This is a genomic window from Pseudodesulfovibrio piezophilus C1TLV30 (assembly GCF_000341895.1).
Lineage (GTDB): Bacteria > Desulfobacterota > Desulfovibrionia > Desulfovibrionales > Desulfovibrionaceae > Pseudodesulfovibrio > Pseudodesulfovibrio piezophilus.
In genome coordinates this window covers 2,060,268-2,079,942 of sequence record NC_020409.1, presented here as the reverse complement: position 1 = coordinate 2,079,942, position 19,675 = coordinate 2,060,268, and the positions used below count along the sequence as shown (strand labels likewise).

The 19,675-nt window shown below is 53.2% G+C and carries 16 protein-coding genes; 10 read left to right on the top strand and 6 right to left on the bottom strand.

The genetic code is table 11. The features are described 5' to 3' along the window. Positions 1–192 precede the first annotated feature (192 nt). Together BN4_RS09920 and BN4_RS09915 are read left to right on the top strand one after the other, a co-directional pair. Positions 193–2,088, top strand: a complete 1,896-nt coding sequence (locus BN4_RS09920) for a molybdopterin-dependent oxidoreductase (RefSeq protein ID WP_015415254.1) — start codon at positions 193–195, stop codon at positions 2,086–2,088. Positions 2,089–2,145: 57 nt separating this feature from the next. Further along, entirely contained in the window at positions 2,146–2,376 is a 231-nt protein-coding gene (locus BN4_RS09915; protein ID WP_015415253.1) for a hypothetical protein, read from the top strand. 79 nt (positions 2,377–2,455) lie between these two features. On the opposite strand, the gene BN4_RS09910 is transcribed toward BN4_RS09915, so the two are convergent. From BN4_RS09910 to BN4_RS09900, 3 genes are all read right to left on the bottom strand, one after another. Next, positions 2,456–3,526 carry a M24 family metallopeptidase gene (locus tag BN4_RS09910; RefSeq protein WP_015415252.1) on the bottom strand — a complete coding sequence of 357 codons (1,071 nt, stop codon included), beginning with the start codon at positions 3,524–3,526 and terminating at the stop codon, positions 2,456–2,458. A 7-nt stretch (positions 3,527–3,533) separates the two neighbouring features. Beyond that, positions 3,534–4,895 (bottom strand): protoporphyrinogen/coproporphyrinogen oxidase, encoded by a 1,362-nt coding sequence (locus BN4_RS09905; protein WP_015415251.1) that lies wholly within the window; start codon positions 4,893–4,895, stop codon positions 3,534–3,536. 167 nt (positions 4,896–5,062) lie between these two features. Continuing rightward, positions 5,063–6,664, bottom strand: coding sequence for a LysM peptidoglycan-binding domain-containing protein (locus tag BN4_RS09900; protein WP_015415250.1), 1,602 nt, complete (start codon positions 6,662–6,664; stop codon positions 5,063–5,065). Positions 6,665–6,872: 208 nt separating this feature from the next. Here BN4_RS09900 and BN4_RS09895 point away from each other — a divergent pair, with 208 nt between their 5' ends. Further along, on the top strand, positions 6,873–7,634 hold the full coding sequence (locus BN4_RS09895; protein WP_015415249.1) for a TrmH family RNA methyltransferase: 762 nt from the start codon (positions 6,873–6,875) through the stop codon (positions 7,632–7,634). 170 nt (positions 7,635–7,804) lie between these two features. Continuing rightward, the gene (selD, locus tag BN4_RS09890; protein ID WP_083863093.1) at positions 7,805–8,854 is read left to right on the top strand and encodes a selenide, water dikinase SelD; all 1,050 of its coding nucleotides are present in this window, start codon (positions 7,805–7,807) and stop codon (positions 8,852–8,854) included. A 13-nt stretch (positions 8,855–8,867) separates the two neighbouring features. On the opposite strand, the gene BN4_RS17195 is transcribed toward selD, so the two are convergent. After that, positions 8,868–12,344, bottom strand: coding sequence for a PAS domain S-box protein (locus BN4_RS17195; protein ID WP_015415247.1), 3,477 nt, complete (start codon positions 12,342–12,344; stop codon positions 8,868–8,870). Positions 12,345–12,957: 613 nt separating this feature from the next. Here BN4_RS17195 and BN4_RS09875 point away from each other — a divergent pair. The 3 genes from BN4_RS09875 to BN4_RS09860 all read left to right on the top strand — a co-directional run bounded on the left by BN4_RS09875 (position 12,958) and on the right by BN4_RS09860 (position 16,477). After that, the gene (locus BN4_RS09875; RefSeq protein ID WP_041720274.1) at positions 12,958–13,683 is read left to right on the top strand and encodes a FadR/GntR family transcriptional regulator; all 726 of its coding nucleotides are present in this window, start codon (positions 12,958–12,960) and stop codon (positions 13,681–13,683) included. Then, positions 13,680–14,879 carry an ornithine--oxo-acid transaminase gene (gene rocD / locus BN4_RS09870; protein ID WP_015415245.1) on the top strand — a complete coding sequence of 400 codons (1,200 nt, stop codon included), beginning with the start codon at positions 13,680–13,682 and terminating at the stop codon, positions 14,877–14,879. Before BN4_RS09875 ends, rocD begins: the two co-directional genes overlap by 4 nt. Before the next feature lie 278 nt (positions 14,880–15,157). Further along, a complete protein-coding gene (locus BN4_RS09860; RefSeq protein WP_015415243.1) occupies positions 15,158–16,477 on the top strand; it encodes a cyclic 2,3-diphosphoglycerate synthase in 1,320 nt (439 codons plus the stop codon). Position 16,478: 1 nt separating this feature from the next. Here BN4_RS09860 and BN4_RS09855 read toward each other — a convergent pair whose 3' ends face one another. Next, positions 16,479–16,784 (bottom strand): hypothetical protein, encoded by a 306-nt coding sequence (locus tag BN4_RS09855; RefSeq protein WP_015415242.1) that lies wholly within the window; start codon positions 16,782–16,784, stop codon positions 16,479–16,481. 243 nt (positions 16,785–17,027) lie between these two features. Between BN4_RS09855 and BN4_RS09845 the strand changes: the two genes are divergently transcribed. Genes BN4_RS09845 through BN4_RS09835 form a run of 3 tightly spaced genes read left to right on the top strand, consistent with a single transcriptional unit; the run spans position 17,028 to position 18,384 of the window. After that, on the top strand, positions 17,028–17,276 hold the full coding sequence (locus BN4_RS09845; RefSeq protein WP_015415241.1) for a hypothetical protein: 249 nt from the start codon (positions 17,028–17,030) through the stop codon (positions 17,274–17,276). Beyond that, a complete protein-coding gene (locus BN4_RS09840; protein WP_015415240.1) occupies positions 17,273–17,773 on the top strand; it encodes an acyl-CoA thioesterase in 501 nt (166 codons plus the stop codon). Before BN4_RS09845 ends, BN4_RS09840 begins: the two co-directional genes overlap by 4 nt. A gap of 14 nt (positions 17,774–17,787) precedes the next feature. Beyond that, positions 17,788–18,384: a VOC family protein gene (locus tag BN4_RS09835; protein ID WP_015415239.1), complete on the top strand. Its 597-nt coding sequence runs from the start codon at positions 17,788–17,790 to the stop codon at positions 18,382–18,384. Here the strand turns inward: BN4_RS09835 and BN4_RS09830 are convergent. Continuing rightward, positions 18,370–19,650: an HDOD domain-containing protein gene (locus tag BN4_RS09830; RefSeq protein WP_015415238.1), complete on the bottom strand. Its 1,281-nt coding sequence runs from the start codon at positions 19,648–19,650 to the stop codon at positions 18,370–18,372. The genes BN4_RS09835 and BN4_RS09830 overlap by 15 nt on opposite strands. Positions 19,651–19,675: the final 25 nt, after the last annotated feature.

Sequence of the window (19,675 nt, the reverse complement as noted above, 5' to 3'; positions counted from 1 at the left end):
GTCTATCAGGTAGCTGGAACCGAATCTGGTTAGACTATTCAGTCAATGTTGTCAAAATTTACCGCTTCCCCTTGGTGGGTGGCAAGGGTTTATGGCATCATTCTCGGGAGTGAGGCAGGGAATGTCGTTATTTCGAAATTTGAATTTGACCTGGGGGGGAAACTTCTCCACTCTCCTCCCTGGAGGAAAGTCATGACCAAGATTACCGCGTGTACTGTGGACTGCGGCGACGCATGTTCACTGCTTGTCGATGTGGAAAAACAATCCGTCCGGGGTAACCCGAGGCATCCGTTTACCAAGGGATTCTGTTGCAGGAAAGGGGCACGCTATTTCGAGCGGCTCAATTCTGATGAACGCATCGTGACACCTTTGATTCGTGACGGCGAGTCCTTTCGCACGGCTTCATGGGATGAAGCCATGGCTTTGGTGGCGGAGAAGCTCAATGCCGCACGCGCCGTGCCGGAATCGATCCTTCATATTCATGGGCATGGCTACAGGGGCGTTCTCAGTAAAGCCAGTTCCATATTTTTCGGCAGAATGGGCGCGTCGACCATTCATGGGGCATTATGCGAAAATACCGGGGTGACAGCGTGCCTCAAGGATTTCGGAGCATTGAACCACAATGATCCTGAGGATATCCTGAACGCGAGCCGTATTGTCAATTGGGGTCGTGACATGACCAGGTGTTCGGTGCATCAATTGGCTCTGATCCACAAGGCGCGCAAGCGTGGGGTCGAGGTGTTGACCATTTCTCCCGGAGGTGACGATACCCCGGAATTCTCAGATGTGAACATTGTCATCCGTCCGGGGACTGACCGCTTTCTGGCAGCGGCCGTGCTCAAGCTTTATCTTGAAGCGGGTGATCTCAACCCGTGGGTGCTGACCCGAACTGCCAACTGGCCAGCCTTGCGCGGCCTGATCGACGGTTGTTCTCTGGCCGAACTGACTTCTGCCTGTGAGGTTCCCACTGCGGATGTGGAGATGCTGTACGATTGGTATGCGGATACCGGTAACGTCGCCTCAATCCTGGGATGGGGGTTGCAACGTCATTCCTATGGTGGGGAGAATGTCCGCTTCATCAATGCCCTGGCCATGATTTCAGGTCATATCGGTATCAGCGGAGGCGGAGCATATTTCAACATCTCGTCTGGGCGTAATCTCGGGTCATGGGATCACCTTGTGGCAGGGGAAACCCCTCCCCGTAGGGAATTTCTGGTTCAGAACCTTGGTGAGGAGATGCGCCGGGCCGATCCTCCTGTGGAGTTCATCTGGGTGGATGGTCATAATGTCGTCAATCAGGCTCCGGACAGTCTTTCCACTGCCGATGCTTTTCGGAAGCCGTTTGTGGTGTGCGTCGATGGGTTCATGCATGATACGGCACTGACTGCGGATGTGATCCTGCCACCTGCCCTTCTTTTCGAACGGGAGGATGTCCTTGGTTCTTTTGTCCACAATTATATCAACTATTGTGGTAAGGCCGTGGAACCGCGTGGCGAGAGTCGGAACGATTTCGAGATTCTCAACGATCTTGACTCCAGACTGGTCGCTCCCATCGGTTTGCCTGACCAGGAGGCATGTATTCGGGAAAGTCTCAAGCAGGAGGATTTTTCGCTGGAAGAGCTGCGAGAGAATGGTTTTGTCAAGGCTCACCACCCGTATATCGCTTTCGAGAATATGGAATTTGGCCATATGGACGGGCTGTATCGTTTCCCTGAGAGCCTTACTCCCGAACCGGAGCGTGACCCGGCCTACCCTCTCCAACTTTTGACTGTGCTTCGCGGAAAGTCACTTCATTCCCAGATGTCTGAGGCAGACCAGCGTGGTGTGCCGATCGTTTGGGTTTCCAGACAGAACCCGGCCTGGGCTGCGCTCAATCCTGCGCAGGATGCTTATCTTGTCACCCCGCAGGGCGCCATGCAGGTCCAGGTGGAGACTCTCAAGGATCTCCACCCCCGTGCCGTGATCATGCGTCGTGGCGGTTGGATGAAATATGGACATAACGCCAACGTCCTCATCAAGCCCGAAATGACCGATATGGGGAACGGAACCGCCTATTACAGCCAGACATGTAGATTGGAAAATCGCTGACCGGGATGGTTATAAATCGAAAAGTGTGTCATAGTGAACTAAACACAAAGGAGATTTATGAAAATCTGGAACAAAATTGCTCTGACTGGTTGTCTGCTCGCCATGATGCTTCCCGCATTTGGTTGCAGCGAAGAAGGCCCGGCCGAAAAGGCTGGCAAGAAGGTTGACCATGCCGTCGAAGAAGCCAAGGATGCCATGGATACGGAAGGTCCGGCTGAAGAGGCCGGGAAAAAGGTTGACCAAATCGTTGAAGATGCCAAGGAACAGATGAAAAAAGTCGGCGAGTAACGATCCCGGCACCGTCCAACGAAAAAGGGCCGCTCCATATGGGGCGGTCCTTTCTTGTTTCGGATGCGATGGGATGGGGTCACATGACCCGGCAGCCATCTTCGGTGACGAGTACCTGGTATTCCCAACGGATACCACCCCATTGCGGGTCGTATAGGCCTGGTTCGACAGTCACGACCATGCCTGGTTTGAGAATGCCTTTGGCCGCTTTGCTCAAGCTTGGTGGCTCATGGGTTTCCAGCCCTATGCCGTGTCCGAGGCCATGGGTGAACATTCGTGCCACTCCTGCGTTTTCGAAGACCGCGTAAGCGGCTTCATATGCGCTCAGGAATGTCAGGCCGGGTTTGATGATGTCGATGGCTGCCTGCTGCGCTGCACGAACCAGGTCCATGGTTTCCTTGAACCGGTCGGAAGGCGTGTCGCCAACCCAGAAAGTCCGGGTCTGATCGGAATTGTATTCTGCCAATCGGCAGCCCGTATCGATCAGCACGAGGTCATTGTCGCGGACCATGGTCCTGCCGGGTATGGCATGGGGTAAAGCCGCGTTGGGGCCGACTCCGACAATGGTGGAGAAGGCCAATTCCTCGGCTCCGTGTTCACGGAAGTATTTTTCCACTTCCCAGGCAATCTGTTCTTCGGTCTGTCCCGGTTCGAGGAAATTACCGATATGGTCGAACAACTCGTGGTTAAGGGCAATGGAAGCATCCATACGCCGAATTTCATCGGCGTCCTTGATAACACGCAGTTCCTCAACCACATTGTCTGTGGACAGGAGGGAAAACTGGGAGTTCAGTTTATCGTAATCAAAGAGGTGGAGAGCCTTTGGCTCGATGCCGAGGGTTGAAATCCCTTTGCTGCGAAGGGTCTCTGCCACCAGTTGGAATTTGTTGGCCGAATAGATGAAGAGGTCTTTTTCATTCCAGACCTGCTTGGCTGCATCTTCATAGCGGGAATCGGTGAAGAGGGAGTCTCCGCCATCGGCGGTGACTACCAGCCAGCCGCTGGATTCGTTGCATTGGGCGTCGTGCAGCTCGAAGCCGCTCAGATAGTATCGGTTGGCCGCGTGCGAGATGAGAAGCGCGGGGATCTCCTTTTCGGTCAACAGACGTTTGAGATTCTCCCGGCGCTGCTCGTAAACAGAGGTACTCATAGGTTTTCTATTCCCAGCTGTAGGTTGATTCGGGAGTCCCCTTCACCATGCGCTCGGCCCATTCCACACCCTGCATGACAGAGTGATCCATGTTGGAGACTTCATATTTCCAGCCTCCGAACCGGCCGCGTGAATATATATCCTTTGCTTCCAGTCTGGGTTGAATGGCGCGCAGGGCATTATCTCGCCCAAGGGTCGGGACAGGGTAGCCGTAATCCACGGCCAGCTCCCATTTGGTGCAGATGTCGTCCACTCTGGATGCATCCAGCATGGTGGTGTTTACCAGACCCGCTATGGTCCGGTCCATGAGTTCGTCCACCTTTTCCGGCTTGTGGTCGGAAAAGGATGATTCACACATGAATGCGAGCTGTTCACCTGGGCGTGCAACATTATTCGGGGAATAGTTGTGGAAATTGGTCACTCGGTAGAAGGGGGAATCTGCTTCCGGGTAGTACATCCAGCACCGTGAATTACGGTCGGACTCGTCCTTGATATCCAGGCCCACTCCGGCCACAAGGACTGAGTTGTGGACCAGATCTTTAGCGGCATCCCCCATGGCGGTATCCCGATCCGTGAGCCATTGGCTGGCCAAGGTGTCGAGAGGCCCGGTGTTGAGAAGCGTTTCATATTCTATTTTGGTGCCCTTGTCTGTTGTCACGACCTTGGCATCGGGATCGATGGAGACAACGGACTGTCCGAATTCGATCCGGTCCTTCAGCCTGTCGCCCAGTCGGTGAAAAATTTCCCCGGTTCCACCTTTGAGTGGAAATTTGAAAGTGTTGTTTGGTCCCCATGCTATATCGTCCCGTTCCATGATGATGTTCTTGAGCACCATCTTGAGGTCCACCACGCTGACCCGTTCCCCTATCCAGTTGAACTGCATCAGTTCCGGTGGGGTGGCCCAGACCTTGAAATTGTAGGGATTCATGAAATGTCTGGCGATACCTTCCCCGAAGATATGAGTGATCCATTCGCCGAAATTGGTGGGGGGCTGTTCCGGCCTGTTGCCGGGGAGCAGTCCCTGGACGCAGTCCCAACGGGCTTCGGGGGGAAGATAACGGATATTGTTCTGAAAAGGGTAGGGAACCCAGGTGCCTGAGGTGCGGACCCATGACTCGCGCTCGTGCTCCAACCGTTCGTCACCCAGCAGGGAATTCATCAGGTCGTCAAAATACTCATAGTGTGAAAAGACGACATGACCGCCGATGTCCCAGGTGAAGCCATTGTCATCCTTGAAACTGGTGGCCAGTCCGCCTGCGTAGTCATTGCGTTCCAGGATGAGATAATCGTCCATGCCGAGTTCTTTGAAACGGTTGGCTGCGCCCAGGCCCGTAGGCCCTGCGCCGATGATCAGATACTGTGTCTTCACGGGTGCATCCTTATGTTTGTCTTCCGGGGGGAATATATTGCCATGGTCTCTCAATAAATCAAATTTGATGCCAAGGCGAATATTTCCTTGCCCGGCCTTTCGTAGATCATGAAAAAAGTCCCGTCTGCCGGAGCAAACGGGACTCAAAGAGCAATTTTGATGCGTTGTTATCGGACGTAGACCTTCAGCCGTTGCCCGGCATAAATGGTGCCTTTGGCGCTGAGGGTATTCCACTTGCGCAGGTCCGAGACACTGACGCCGAACCGGCGGGCTATGGACCAGAGGTTGTCACCACGGCGGACTTTGTAGCGGACGAGTTGTGTCTTGACTTTCCCTGCATCCTTGGCGGCCTGCTTGGTCGCGACATTGGAGTTGTTGGGAATGTAGAGTTTTTGTCCGATTTTCAGACGGCTGCTGCGTAGGCCGTTCGAGCGTTTGATGGTGTTGACCGTGGTGCCGAATTTTTTGGAAATGGACCAGAGGGTGTCACCATTGCGAACGACGTAATTGCCACGTTGGGCTGCGATGGCACGGGTTTTGGACCCTGAAGCCGGTCTGGACTTGGCTACTGCCCGGCTGGAGCCACTTCCCGGCACCATGACGAACTGGCCGGGATGAAGGGTATTGGACCGGGTGTTGTTGACTTTTTTCAGGACAGAGATGGGGACGCCGTATCGACGGGAAATGATCCACCATGATTCACCGGAACGGACGCGGTGTCGATTATACCCGGCATAGGGTCTGGAGCCGGGATCTGCCAGATAGGCAATCATTTTGTCCGCTTTGGTCACCGGCAGGTACGCGGTCGCATCCATGTACGGCGGACTGACCTGACGGCGGAAGGACGGGTTGTAGTTGTGGAATTCACTCCATGTCATGCCACCGGCTCTGGCGAGTGCCAGCAGATCGGTTCCGCCGGGAACCTTGATCGTGGCGACCTCTTCTTCCAATTCCCATGAGACCGGTTTGAAACCGAGGGTGTCCAGGTTTTGGAAAATCTTTGATATGGCGATGAATTTCGGGACGTAATGGCGGGTTTCGGTCTTGAGGCGGACCCTTCGGGAAAGTTTTCTGTTGCGTTGGGTCAGTTCAAAGAAATCATTGCAATTGGCCTGTTTCAATGCGCGGGAAATCTTGCCCTCGCCTGCGTTGTAAGCGGCCAGCGCGAGATACCAGTCTCCGAAGCGGTCATAGAGATCGCGGAGGTGGCGGGCAGCCGCGTCTGTTGATTTGTAAGGGTCGCGTCGCTCATCAATCCACCAGTCGGATTTGAGATCATAGAGACGTCCGGTGCCGCGCATGAATTGCCACATGCCACCGGCCCCGGCCCATGAATACGCCCGGACATTGTAGCCGGATTCCACGAAGGGAAGCAGGACGAGATCCTGAGGCAGGCCGTATTTGGTAAAGACGCGGCGGACATACGGCAGATACGGCTGGGAACGTTCCAGCCAGCGAGCCATGGTCTTGCGCGCTTTATGCGTGAAGTAATTGAAGTACTGTTCGACTTCCTTGGTCTGATGTTGCTCAAGGTCGAAGAGCAGACCGAAGCGGGCATTCAGAACAGCTTGCTCCGTTTCAGTCAGGGAGCCTTCCACATCAGGTGTGGCTTCGACTTCCGGGTCAAGTGGCTCAGCATCAACCGGCACTTCCAGGGCTTCGACTTCAGCGACCGTGGCATCTTCCGGGTTTCTTGGGGCACAGCCTGCCACAACCACACCAATCAGTATGGAGAGAAAGAGCAGGCGTATCGATTTGAATATTTCCAAATTTTCCTCCGGCTTCTGGTGAGTCGTTATCAGATAAAAACGCACGTGGGAAGTCTAGAAAAAGTCTTAATTGTCCGAATGTCAGGTGTCACACTGCTATCCCACCTTGCGCGGGATTGCAATAGCGGGTTAAACCCCCTACATAGTCGCCGAGCGGAGCGCAAGTATGTGCAATCTCTTTCCGCGCGTCCTGACATGGAGAAAATAAATGCAAAATAGCGGCCCCGATAAAAAAAATACAAAAATTTACGTAGTTGGAAACAAGCCTGTCGTAGAATTGCTTAGGGATGATCCTGCTCGAGTCGATTTTGTGGCGTTCCGAAAAGGGCGCCATGACAAGCAGCTCGATGAGGTTTTCGAACTGTGCCGGGCGCACAATGTGCCATTCAAATCCGTTTCTGCCAAGGATTTGGATTTTATGTACAGGGGCAACCATCAGGGGATTGCGGCTCGGTGCGCGGCATTGTCCTACACTCCTCTTGATGAACTGCTTGAAACCGCTTCCGAGGCTCCTCTTCCTCTTATCGTCATTCTCGATCAGGTGCAGGACACCGGCAATGTGGGAGTTCTGGCCCGGACACTTTATGCCCTCGGAGGGGCTGGACTTGTTGTCTGCCAGCATCATGGCGCGTATCTTGGCTCCGGTGCAGTTCGATCCAGCGCAGGGGCGCTCAACAAGCTCCCGGTGGCCAAGGTCGGCAATCTCGCCAATGCCATGAAAGATTGCGTCAACTACGACTTTACCGTCTATGGTGCTCGCATGGGTGGGGATTCTATGGATATTTATACGGCAGAATTGGAGACTCCGGCCGTCTTGGTTCTCGGTAATGAAGAAAAAGGCATACGTCCCGGCGTGGCAAAATATTGTCACCATAATCTTCATGTGCCTTTTCTGCGTGATTTCGACTCGCTGAATGTGGCGCAGGCCGGGGCCATACTTGTTTCTGAATTCGCCAAACGATTGGCATAAATGCCTCTGATGTGCAGATGAGGCAGGGACGGGCTGTTGGTGGAAGTGGGAGAGCTCTGGCAATCTGAATTGTTGTCAGGAGTTTTTCGAGCTGTGGGACGGTGGTGCCCCGGTTGTCCTTTGCTTTCATTCTGCACTTTGGTAGGACGAATCAAATTCAAGGAGGTTGTATGACGAAGCTGAAGCTCGTGAGCACAGTCAAAGCGGCTGGTTGAGCCGCCAAGATTGCTCCGGGGGACCTGGAGAAGGCACTGTCGGGCGTTCATGTCCGAAAAGACAACCGCGTATTGGCCGGGGGACCGGGCGATAACGAGGACGCTGTGGTTTTGTCTTTTCCCGCTGGCAAGGCATTGGTCCAGACTGTTGATTTCTTTACGCCTATCGTCAATGATCCCTATCGGTTCGGCAGAATCGCCGCTGCCAACTCCCTCTCCGATGTCTACGCCATGGGCGGCACGCCGTGGTCGACCATGAATATTGTCTGTTTCCCGATCAAGACGATGTCCGGCCAGGTCCTGACCGACATCCTGCGTGGTGGCAAGGATGCCGTGGAAGAGGCTGGAGCCGTCCCTTCAGGGGGGCACAGTGTCGAGGACGAGGAGCTTAAATACGGATTATCAGTCACCGGGTTGGTCGAGCCTGATGGGTTTGCCTCTAACCGCGGAGTGCGGCCTGGTGATGCACTGCTTCTGACAAAACCCATCGGTACGGGGGTGCTGGCAACAGCGGTCAAGGGCGAGATGCCCGGCGCGGATGCCATGGAAGAAATACTTTTTCGTGTGTGCGGTCGGCTCAACAGGGCCGGAGGTGACGTGATTCGTGAATTGGGTCTGCTGGGAGCCACGGATATCACCGGCTTCGGCTTGGGTGGGCATCTCATCGAACTGGCAGAGGCCAGCGGGGTCTCCATCGAGCTTGAGATGAATGCCGTGCCGCTTATCGAGCACGCGCTTGAGCTGGCGGGTATGGGAATGCTGCCTGCCGGGTCAATCTGCAACCGGGACTACTACAAACCCAAGACGACGCTCACTCATGGGCTTGATCCCATTCATTTCGATTTGATGTTCGATGCGCAAACTTCGGGTGGGTTGATTCTTTCCGTTCCTCCTGAGAAGCTGGCTGATGCCCGGTCCATGCTGCTTGAAGCGGGAGACTTGGCGGCGCATATCGGGACTGCCCGCGCCTGTGGTGACGGGGATACGCCCCTTTTCATTTCCTAGCATTCCTTTCGAGTCAGTGTTTCTCAGTGTGTCTGAGGTTCATGACGCGAACCAATTCTTCTTTTAATTCAGTCAGCTCAAATGGCTTGGCAATGTATCCATCCATGCCTGCTTTGATAAACCGGCCTCGGTCTCCCTTCATGGCGTGGGCGGTCAGGGCGATGACCGGGATGTCGAGTTTGAGTTTGTTGCGAATGATACGGGTTGTTTCCATGCCATCCATCCCCGGCATTTGAATATCGGACAGGAGCAGGTCAAAGGAACGCTCGCCCAGCAGGGCTATGGCATCCTCACCATTTTCGACAGTGGTCACGGTGTGCCCCAGTTTGCTCAGCAGGCGTTTGGCGACGAGGCGGTTGACGTGTTCGTCCTCGGCCAGAAGAATGGACAGAGGTCGGCTTTCGATTTCGGTAAGAGGAGGTTGGGAGTGGTGCGGGAGCTGCTGGCTGCCGACCATAATGGTAAAGATGATAGTTGTGCCTTTGCCCAGTTGGCTGCTGACGGCGATGCTGCCGCCCATCAGTGTCACCAGGCGATGCACGATGCCGAGACCGAGGCCTGTTCCCTGATATTTCCGTGAAAAAGATCCGTCCACTTGAGTAAAAGGGTCGAAAATCTGGTCTATTTTGTCGTCCGGGATGCCTATGCCGGTGTCGGCAACAGAGAAATAGAGTTGTGTTCTGCCGTCATCAAAGACTGTGGACAGAGGGTAGGCCTTGACCGTGACCGAGCCGGATTCCGTGAACTTGACGGCATTCCCCACCAGATTGAAAAGAATCTGGCGTAGTCGTCCTTTGTCGGCAGAAAAATGTCGTTGTAGTGTCTCGTCGATTTCCCAGGTCATGCTCACGCCGCGTTGTTCTGCCATGTGGCGAAAAACCTGAACAACGGAATTCAAGACTTCACCGAGTTCCATGTCGTATTCTTCGAAGTCGAGTTTGCCTGATTCGATTTTTGTGAGATCGAGGATATCGTTGAGGACCTGAAGCAGATTGCGTCCCGAGTCAAGGGCCGTGTTCAGATAATCTTGTTGTTCTCCTTTTAACTTGGTGAGTTGAAGGATTTGGAGCATACCGAGTAAACCGTTGAGCGGTGTCCTTATTTCGTGGCTCATGTTTGCAAGGAACTCGTTTTTGGCATTGCTGGCTTCTTTTGTTTCAGCCATGGCGAGTTTCAGTTCGCGTTCCATGTTTTTGAGTTCTGTGATGTCTGCCGCCATATGCATGTGGACCATTCTGCCTTCAAGCCATTCAATGGCACGGTCATGATTGAGATACCATCGATCCTTGAAGGCGCTGTAACGTTCTGTGACCTGTGTCTTCATGGGGTTGCCATGGCTGTCGAGCAAATCCCCCTTGGGGCAGAATCTGCAATGATCTTTCTCATCACGGAACATGTCGTGGCAGCGGGTCTTTTCACCTGGATCGCCGAAATTATTACGCATATGTGCATTGAGAAACAAAATTTCATCGCTGTTAATGTCCGACACATAGATGTCCGCTTCAATGCCATCAAGGATCGTCAGCAGACGTTGGTGGGATTCCTCCAGTTCTCTGGCCGCCAGCCGTTCATTGGTGACATCCCGGCTGGAGCCATATATTCGCTCCAACTCACCCTTTTCATTAACTACCGGGACACCGACACTGACCATGGTTGCTTCCGTACCGTCGGTACGGATGATCCTGCACTCCATTTCGGCCGGAATGCGGTTTTTTATGATCGAGCGCCACACAGCCCTCGCAGCTGCCTTGTCCTCTGGATGAATAAACTCATCAAGGTATTTCATCATGGAGTCTGGCGGTTCGCCGGTCTGAATACCGTGGAGGTGGAGCTGGCCTTCAGTCCAGAAGATCTTCCCGGTCTTCAGGTTCACATCCCAACCGCCGGTACGGCTGATACGTTGCACCTCGTTGAGCAGATTCCGGGAGCGCCGAAGTTCCTTTTCGCCTTTGTGCCTTTCCGACAGATCATCAGCATAGGAAAAGAGGAATTCTTCACTCCCATAGGTCAATGAGTATGTCGTCAGGCCGACGGGAAAGGTGCTTCCGTCCTTGCGTTCATGGACGGATTCGAATCGATTGATCTTCTGGCTTCCACGGGTTTTCCATCGTTCGGACCAATCTTCGGGATGCATGGTCGGGTTGATGTCGGCAACCGTCATGGTAGAGAGTTCTTCTCGCGTGTATCCCAGGGCCTGGCACCCCATATTATTGATATACACGAATTGTCCCTGTTCATTGACCCAATAGATGCTGATGGGAGCGTGATCCACAGAAAACTGGGTCAATTTCAGAGCTTCTTCGGTCATCTTTCGTTCGGTGATGTCGATCATGCTGCCTTCGTACATGACCGGTGTGCCGTCCGATCCGTACACAGTGCGGGCCGTGACCGAAACCCATATGAACCGTCCATCCTTGCGGCGAATCTGTATTTCGAAATCAGTGATTCCACCATCGTTATTCAGCGTTTCGACCAAGAGCACACGTTCCTTGCTGTTCACATAAAGGTCTTCCGCGATATTTTTGACCATATTCATGAGCTGATCGGGAGATTTGTAGCCCATGATCTTTGCCAGTGCAGGGTTGACGTCTATGAATTTTCCCCGTGGAGTCGATTGGTAAAGGCCTTCCAGTGAACGTTCGAATATATCTCGGTATTTTCGTTCGCTGTCTTTGAGTATCTGTTCGGTGCGGATCTGTTCCGTGATGTCCCGGACCAACACCCAGTTGCCGATGTTGTTGCCGAACTCATCCCGACGAATCCATAGTCGGATGGAGACAGGGACATTGTGTCCATCGGCGTGGATCAGTTCTTTGCGGAATTCTTCGCAAAACCCAATCATGCAGACCTGTCGGCGCAGCAGATCCTTTTCCGGGGCCATCCATTCTTCCGGGGTGATATCCCAGACGCTTTTTCCTACCAGGTCATGCCCATTGCGTCCGAGCATGCCGCAAATCGCCGGATTGACATTGATGATGGCACCGTTTTCGTCACTACAGATGATGCCGTCTATACTGGATTCGAAGAGGCTGCGGAACTGGTGTTCACTGGCCGCAAGCTCTTCTTCGGCCCGTCGCTTGTCTGAAATGTCGTGGAGAATACAGTGGGTCTGCTTGAAGCTTCCGTCAGCGTGGGTGCTGACCCGTCCTATGACCTGAACCTGCCGTGTGATTCCGTCACTTCTGACCATGGAATATTCGACACTGTGCGCTTCTCCCCGCTGGAGAAAGGCACAAAACCGTTCCTTGAAAAGCGGGATGGATACAGGGGAGAGATAGTCCTCGAAGTTGGTGCCAATAACATCGTCATACTCATATCCGAGCAGGTTCATCCAGGCTCGGTTGATATGGATGATGTTCCCTTTTTCATCCAGGGATTGGTACGGCAAAGGGGCAACGTCGAACAGCTTGAGCGCTTGTTCATCCTGGGCGGTTTCCCGGAGATACTCCAGTTCCAGTGAAGTGCTTTTGCCCTTGCTTTCTTCTTTCATGGTGCCCCGTCTGTTCTCTTTCAAATCATGTAGTGTTTTCTCAATACGTCATTTGAACATCGTAAACACTTATAAATAAGGAGTGTCCTTCTATTCTGACTGGTATGGTCTTACAGATGTCCGACCCTTCCTTTTTCTCGTGTGATCTACTGCGTCACTTTTTCTGATCCAGTGCGTATCGAAAAATGCTTCCGTTCTTTTTGGGAGAAGCTTGAATGCATACGGTGGTGCCAGTATGCTTTTCGAGTCCGAGGACTCTCTGTTGAGCCTGTAGCACATAAGGGAAAAATGAATAGCCCGTTAGAATTCTTCCTCCGTAGGAAAGATGGGACAGGCCCATGGCACTCCGTGCAGTTCTTTTTCGAGACTCTTTTCCTTTTGCAGCGGGAAATATCTGACTTGTGCATGTGGAGGATTTGCTCGCTGTTCTTTGGGCAAAGTGATTGTACGGATCTCCCTTATGAAAGAGAATTCCGGATCTTCCTGCCTGGCACCTCGCAAGGCTCCCCCTGTGAATCCTCCCTGGGTGCCTTTGCTTGACTTTTTGTCGGTGGCAGCGCATAGCCTTAAAGGTAGGACAATTAGACTTTTAATCACAAAAAAAGATGGTTCTATGGGGTTTAAGCCAAAAAAAATACAACAAAACAGGCGTTTTCAGCGAGTTGTGGGAGATATTGAAACCGCGATTTTCAAGGGGGAGTTGCAACCGGGGGATCAATTGCCGCCTGAATTGGAACTTAAGGAAATGTTCGGAACAGGACGGGGAACCGTACGGGAAGCTCTCCGCGTCCTGGAGCAGAAAGGGTTGATTGAGACTCGGGCTGGAGCCTCGGGAGGCGCGTTCGTGACGCTGGCCGATACGGGCAAACTGACTGAGCAATTGCAATTGCTTGTCCAGGCTCAGGCCATAGCTCCTGAGCACATCAGGGAATTTCGCGAGGCAGTGGAGCCTATGGCCGCTTCTCTCGCCGCAGCCAGGATCACCCCCGGAGGGGCCGAACGGCTCCGCGACGTATTTTTTCAGGCCCGCATCGCTTTGGAGGAAAAGGATTCGGCGGCTTTCCTTCGGGGGGATATCGAAGTGCATGTGCTTATCGCCGAATTAACGGGAAATCCTTTACTCGTCGCTGTTCTCAGAATGGTGCATGAGCAGGTGTTGGGTTCATCGGATGAGTATGATCTGGAAGGCGACAAGACGTTGGCCGACAATCTTGAGGACCTGCATGGGCTTGTTCATGCCGTGGCCGAGGGGCGTGCCCAGGAAGCCGGGCGGCGCGCCATGCAGCATGTTCGTCAATTTCACTGCCGCATGAGGGCGGCTCAAGGAGCAACAGCATGAAATCTCAGGAATATGTTTTGCTTGAGGATGAGTATGGAGCGCACAATTACAAGCCGTTGGACGTTGTTATTGAACGCGGTGAGGGCATCTGGGTCTGGGATGTGGAAGGCAGAAAATACATGGATTGCCTTTCAGCATATTCGGCTGTCAATCAGGGGCATTGCAATCGGCGGATCATGGATGCCATGTGCGAGCAGGCCAAAAAACTGACCCTCACCTCACGTGCTTTTCGTAATGATCAATTGGGACCGTTTTACAAGGAATTATGCGAGTTGACGAATTCCCACAGGGTTCTCCCCATGAATTCCGGAGCCGAGGCCGTGGAGACTGCAATCAAGGCTGTTCGCAAATGGGGTGTCATGGTCAAGGGAGTTCCTGAAAACGAGGCCGAAATCATTGTCTGCCGCAATAATTTTCATGGCAGGACCATTACGATCATCTCCTTTTCTACCGATCCCGTCTCAACCACGGGGTTCGGCCCATTCACTCCGGGGTTCAAAGTGATAGAGTTCGGTGATGCCCAAGCTCTGGAAGCTGCCATTTCCGAGAAAACGGTAGCCTTCCTGGTGGAACCGATTCAGGGGGAAGCCGGGGTCATCATTCCCCCTGATGGGTATCTGCGTGATATTCGAAGAATCTGTGACGAAAAGGGCGTGGTCCTTGTTTTTGATGAGATCCAGACAGGACTGGGCCGGACAGGAGCCATGCTCGCTGAAGAGCATGAAGGGGTGGAAGCAGACCTCACACTGATCGGCAAAGCCTTGTCCGGCGGATTTTACCCCATATCGGCCGTTCTCTCCAATTCCGAAGTGCTTGGGGTGCTCAAACCGGGCGAACATGGGTCCACTTTCGGAGGGAATCCCCTTGCGTGTGCCGTTGCCAGGACCGCGCTCAAGGTTTTGGTGGAGGATAATCTCATCGGCAATGCCGCCACACAGGGGGCGTATTTCATGCAGGGACTGCGCGCCATCAACAATCCGAAGATCAAGGAAGTTCGAGGGCGCGGCCTGCTTCTCGGAGTTGAATTTCACCCTGAAGCCGGAGGCGCTCGCCAGTATTGCGAAAAACTCAAGGAAGCAGGTTTGCTGTGCAAGGAAACGCATGAAACGATAATCCGTTTCGCTCCTCCGTTGGTCATCACGCGCGAAGAAGTCGACTGGGCGCTGGAGCGCATCGCGCCGATCCTGTCACAGTAGCGTCCCTACAGCGGCCGGTCTCATGAAGTGGAAGTGTCCGTTTCGAGAGCCTTTGATCGGGAAAGGGGAGCGTCGTGTTTTTCGGTCATTTGTTGGCGGGTGTCACGAAATCGTCATTGTGGGGTTTTGTCGTCGTGATAGCGTCGGTGGACAAGGTCTTCAGGTCTCCGGGCTTGGACAACGGGCGGTACACACAAATCTCACCCTGAATTTTCCGAAATGGTTATTGGAACATATGAAAGGATTGGAAGAGGTGAGAGGGGATAGAGGTATTTCTCATGCTTGAAAAAGTTCTTATCATGGGCGCGGCCGGTCGCGATTTCCATAATTTCAATGTCTACTTTCGAGAGAATGAACGCTATGAAGTCGTGTGTTTCACGGCCACCCAGATTCCGAATATCGATGGGCGAAAATATCCGTCGGAGTTGTGTGGCTCCAGGTATCCTCAGGGAATACCAATTTATTCCGACGAGAATCTGGAAGATCTTATCCGTGAGAACGGCGTTGATCTGGTTGTTTTTTCCTATTCTGACATCCGGCATGAAGAAGTGATGCACAAGGCTTCGATTGTCACTGCTTCCGGAGCTGATTTCATGATCGCGGGAGCTTCATACACCATGCTTGAAGCAAACAAGCCAGTGGTTTCGGTCTGCGCGGTTCGAACCGGGTGTGGCAAATCCCAGACAAGCCGTGAGGTCGTGCGGGTTTTGCAGTCCATGGGGAAACGGGTGGTTACCATCCGGCACCCCATGCCCTATGGTGACTTGACGAAACAGGTGGTGCAGCGATTTTCCCGCTATGAAGATCTGGAAAAACATCAATGCACTATTGAGGAGAGGGAGGAATACGAACCTGTCATTGATATGGGGGCGGTCATTTACGCGGGGGTCGATTATGGCAGGATTCTGGAAGAGGCGGAAAAGGAAGCCGATATCATCGTCTGGGACGGGGGCAATAATGATACGCCATTTTATCGACCGGATTTGAATATTGTGGTTTTCGATCCCCATCGGGCCGGGCATGAACTGGGCTACCATCCGGGTGAAACGAACATGCGCATGTGTGATGTCGCGATTATCAACAAGATGGATAGTGCTTCGTCATCTCAGGTCGATGAGGTGAGGATCAATATACGAAACAGCAATGCCGGAGCCTTGATCATCGAAGCCGATTCACTTGTTTCCGCTGATCAGGGTGCGTTGATCGAAGGGAAACGGGTTCTGGTTATAGAAGATGGTCCGACGTTGACCCATGGTGAAATGGCCTATGGGGCGGGCGTTGTCGCGGCACAGAAATATGGGGCTGCCGAGTTGATTGATCCGCGTCCTTCTCTGGTGGGGAGTTTACGGGAAACTTTTGAAAAATACCCGGATATCGGGACAGTGCTCCCGGCCATGGGGTATGGGAAACAGCAGGTTCGAGACCTTGAAGCCACAGCTAACGCGGTTGATTGCGACGTCATTATTTCTGCCACGCCCATTGACGTGACCCGGTTGATCAATGTGAACAAACCGCTGGTGCGCGTTCGGTATGAATACAGGGATCGCACAGCGCCAACCCTTGAGAGTGTGGTGCGCGAGCAGTTCGCAGAGGGATGAATCAGGTAACTATCTTGATGATCAGGGCCGCACCGAGCCAGAGGCCGGATGTGATGATTCCGACCAGGGCGAATCGGGCCATGGTCGGGGACAGCCAGCGTTTTTGCACGATCAGTCCTATGAATATGATATGAAGTGGCACGGGAAGCGCGAGCAGGAGGCCATAAAGGTGATGCTCGCGTGCGTGAGTGGCCTCGGGGAAAAATTTTTCCGCGAGAAGGCCTGTTTGCCAGTCGGTAAGAGCAAGTACCAGCAGGCAGATACCTATGAGGGTGACAGCAGAGGCCAAAAGACGAAACGGGTGCATATCAAACCTCGAAATATGTGATGAAAGCCTCAGTTTTTCCGACTCGGGATTTCCTGTGTCTCATTGCTGTGTTCATTTTTTTCGTACATATTTTTCAAGTCAGGAGCGGAATATGGTCCAGCCTGACCGTCAGTTTTGAAGAGTGCCGCAAATACAGCATAAAGGCAACGGCTTACCTTGACCCTCAAGGCACACTCTGTCATCAATTTGGTATGACATCTTGAAAACCGCGGGAGGATTGATATGAGCAGAAAGGTACGCTCCGTCAGGGTTCCAAAGGAATTGGAAACAATGGATCTGTCCGGATTGATGCGTGAATGTGAAAAACATCTGCGAGATCTGGAGTCCGCGACTCTGCTCAAGCAGCAGGGAAATCAGGATGCTGCCGAGGCGCTCATGCGTGCGCGGCAGGCTGATCTGGGCAAGAAAGTCGGCAAGCTCGTGTGGGAAGCGCGAGTGGAATTTGGAAAACACAAGGGCGAACGAATATGAAAGCGAAATCAGCAAAGGAATCCGAAGTTATCATGACGCATCTGGTGTTGCCGCAGGATACCAATCCAGCGGGGAATCTTCACGGTGGCGTGATTCTCAAACACGTTGACATAACGGGCGGTGTCGTTGCCAAACGGCATACCCGGACAAATGTTGTTACGGTTTCCATTGATCGTATGGCCTTCAAACTTCCTGCCTATATAGGCGAGTTGTTGGTCTTCAAGGCCAGTCTGAACCATGTCGGACGGTCCAGCATGGAAGTGGGGATTCGTGTGGAGGCAGAGGATCTGCGTACCGGTGAGGTTCGTCACACCAATTCTGCATATCTGACGTATGTGGCTCTGGATGAGAAAGGCAGACCCACCGAGGTTCCGTCGCTCATTCTAGAATCCGATACTGCCAAGAGACGATATAAGGAAGCCGAGCTGCGTCGGGAAGTCCGGCAGCGCGAACGGGCCATAGAGGAAGGACGGACTCTCTGTCAGGAAAACGAATAATTCAGGGGAACACTGTGGTACGATATACCGGTATCAATCATTTGGCCATGGTCACGGGCGATATGGATTCCACCATCCGTTTCTGGCGTGATCTGCTGGGCATGCGATTGGTCACAGGGCTGGGGCATCCGGGATATCGTCATTATTTCTTTGAGATATCCGAGCATGACATGATCGCTTTTTTCGAATGGCCCGAAGCAGAGGCCGTGCCGGAAAAAGACCACGGAGTGCCGGTCAAAGGACCGGTGGCTTTTGACCATATCTCTTTTGGTGTGGAAGATGAGGATGCTTTGTGGGAACTCAAGGATACGCTGGAAGCCGCCGGATTCTGGTGTTCAGAGGTGGTCGACCATGGGTTCATTCATTCAGTCTACGCCTTTGATCCGAACAATATTCCCATTGAATTCAGTGCGCCGGTTGCGGATGTCGATATTCGGAAGACTCCGGTGATGACGGATAGTGCTCCCTGCACGGAAGCCCTGAAAGGCGTGGAAGCGCAACCCGGTGTCTGGCCTGCGGTCGATCGTCCCACGCCGGAGAGCGAAAAGGACGTCTACGAAGGTGAAGGTGATATCATTCGCCGTGCGGTGGAGAAATTACACTCGTCCTGATTCTGTTTTATCCGGGAAGAATGCAGCCAGGACATCATTTGCCTGTCGTTCCGCCTGGCGAGCGATCAGGGACAATTCCGCCACGGAGATATCAAGCAGTTTCCACGCGCTGGCATTGATCTCGGGAACAAGGGATGCTCCGCTGGCTCCGATTCCCAGACCGTGGGTAATGAAGTCTGCCAGGTGAATAATCGCGGTTTCTTTGGGCATGGATGCTTCCATGGGGTCATGATGGTGGTGGATCAGCACTTCAAGGAATGCGGGCAGACGCCACGCCTTGAGAATACGTCCTCCGATTTCTGCGTGGGTGCATCCCCAGATGGAGCGCTCGACATCGACCAGTGCCCGGCGGCCGACTTTGGCCGGACGAAGGACATTCGTGGAAGCCTTGGGGTGGTTCTTGAGCATCACCAGCCGTCCTACATCATGTAGCAATCCGGCGACGAAGAATTTTTCGTCTCCTTCCACTCCTGCTTTGCCTGCCAGGAGGCGGGCTACAATACCGCAGGTGATGGAGTGCATCCAGAATTCCTTGAGCGTGAAAAATTCCTCGGGAATGTCATCGAATGCCGAAATGACGGAAACACCCAGGGCGAGGTTGGTCAATTGGTTGGTCCCCACGATGGTCACGGCGCGGGAGAGAGTGTCTACCTTGCTGGGAAATCCGTAGAAAGGCGTGTTGACCATCTTGAGCAGACGAGCTGAAAGCGCCACATCCTTGCTGATGATCTCGGCGACATACGCGGCAGAACTCATCGGGTTTTTGAGGCTTTCCGATATCTGGAAAAAAATATTGGGCAGGGATGCGAGGTCGAGCTCTTCCTGAACAACGGTGTTCAAGTTGATCTTGTGGTCTTCCTCCACTTCTTCCGAAAAAAAATCCACCGTGTCGTCATGAGGGGTGGCGGCCAGCATCCACTGTGCTCGTTCCACATTGAGATCACGGGCCTGACGGAGAACATAGAGTTTTGCCATTTCCTTGACAGCGGGGTGTGTGGTCGGATTCAGCACAAAGCGTTGGGCAGCCATGATTTTGCAGGCATCGAGAACTTCAGGGTCCAACTCTTCAAGGCGTGTTGGTACGACGTTGTTTTCTTCGTCATCGCCTTGTATGGCTATTTCCACCACGCCCCAAACCCGGCAGGTGCGAATATGCGCTTCCGTGATGATTGCACCGCGTGGCAACAACATACGGCCTTCAGCCGTTGTCAGGTCTTCGGCCAGCACCATTCCGGGTTCTATTGTCTCTATATTCATTTTGGGCATAGTCTTTTTCTCTCCGTATATCCAG

Coding starts and splice junctions, on each gene's coding strand:
- BN4_RS09920 (WP_015415254.1), top strand. CDS start 193: ATGACCAAGATTACCGCGTGTACTGTGGACTGCGGCGACGCATGTTCA.
- BN4_RS09915 (WP_015415253.1), top strand. CDS start 2,146: ATGAAAATCTGGAACAAAATTGCTCTGACTGGTTGTCTGCTCGCCATG.
- BN4_RS09910 (WP_015415252.1), bottom strand. CDS start 3,526: ATGAGTACCTCTGTTTACGAGCAGCGCCGGGAGAATCTCAAACGTCTG.
- BN4_RS09895 (WP_015415249.1), top strand. CDS start 6,873: ATGCAAAATAGCGGCCCCGATAAAAAAAATACAAAAATTTACGTAGTT.
- BN4_RS17195 (WP_015415247.1), bottom strand. CDS start 12,344: ATGAAAGAAGAAAGCAAGGGCAAAAGCACTTCACTGGAACTGGAGTAT.
- BN4_RS09875 (WP_041720274.1), top strand. CDS start 12,958: ATGGGGTTTAAGCCAAAAAAAATACAACAAAACAGGCGTTTTCAGCGA.
- rocD (WP_015415245.1), top strand. CDS start 13,680: ATGAAATCTCAGGAATATGTTTTGCTTGAGGATGAGTATGGAGCGCAC.
- BN4_RS09860 (WP_015415243.1), top strand. CDS start 15,158: ATGCTTGAAAAAGTTCTTATCATGGGCGCGGCCGGTCGCGATTTCCAT.
- BN4_RS09855 (WP_015415242.1), bottom strand. CDS start 16,784: ATGCACCCGTTTCGTCTTTTGGCCTCTGCTGTCACCCTCATAGGTATC.
- BN4_RS09845 (WP_015415241.1), top strand. CDS start 17,028: ATGAGCAGAAAGGTACGCTCCGTCAGGGTTCCAAAGGAATTGGAAACA.
- BN4_RS09840 (WP_015415240.1), top strand. CDS start 17,273: ATGAAAGCGAAATCAGCAAAGGAATCCGAAGTTATCATGACGCATCTG.
- BN4_RS09830 (WP_015415238.1), bottom strand. CDS start 19,650: ATGCCCAAAATGAATATAGAGACAATAGAACCCGGAATGGTGCTGGCC.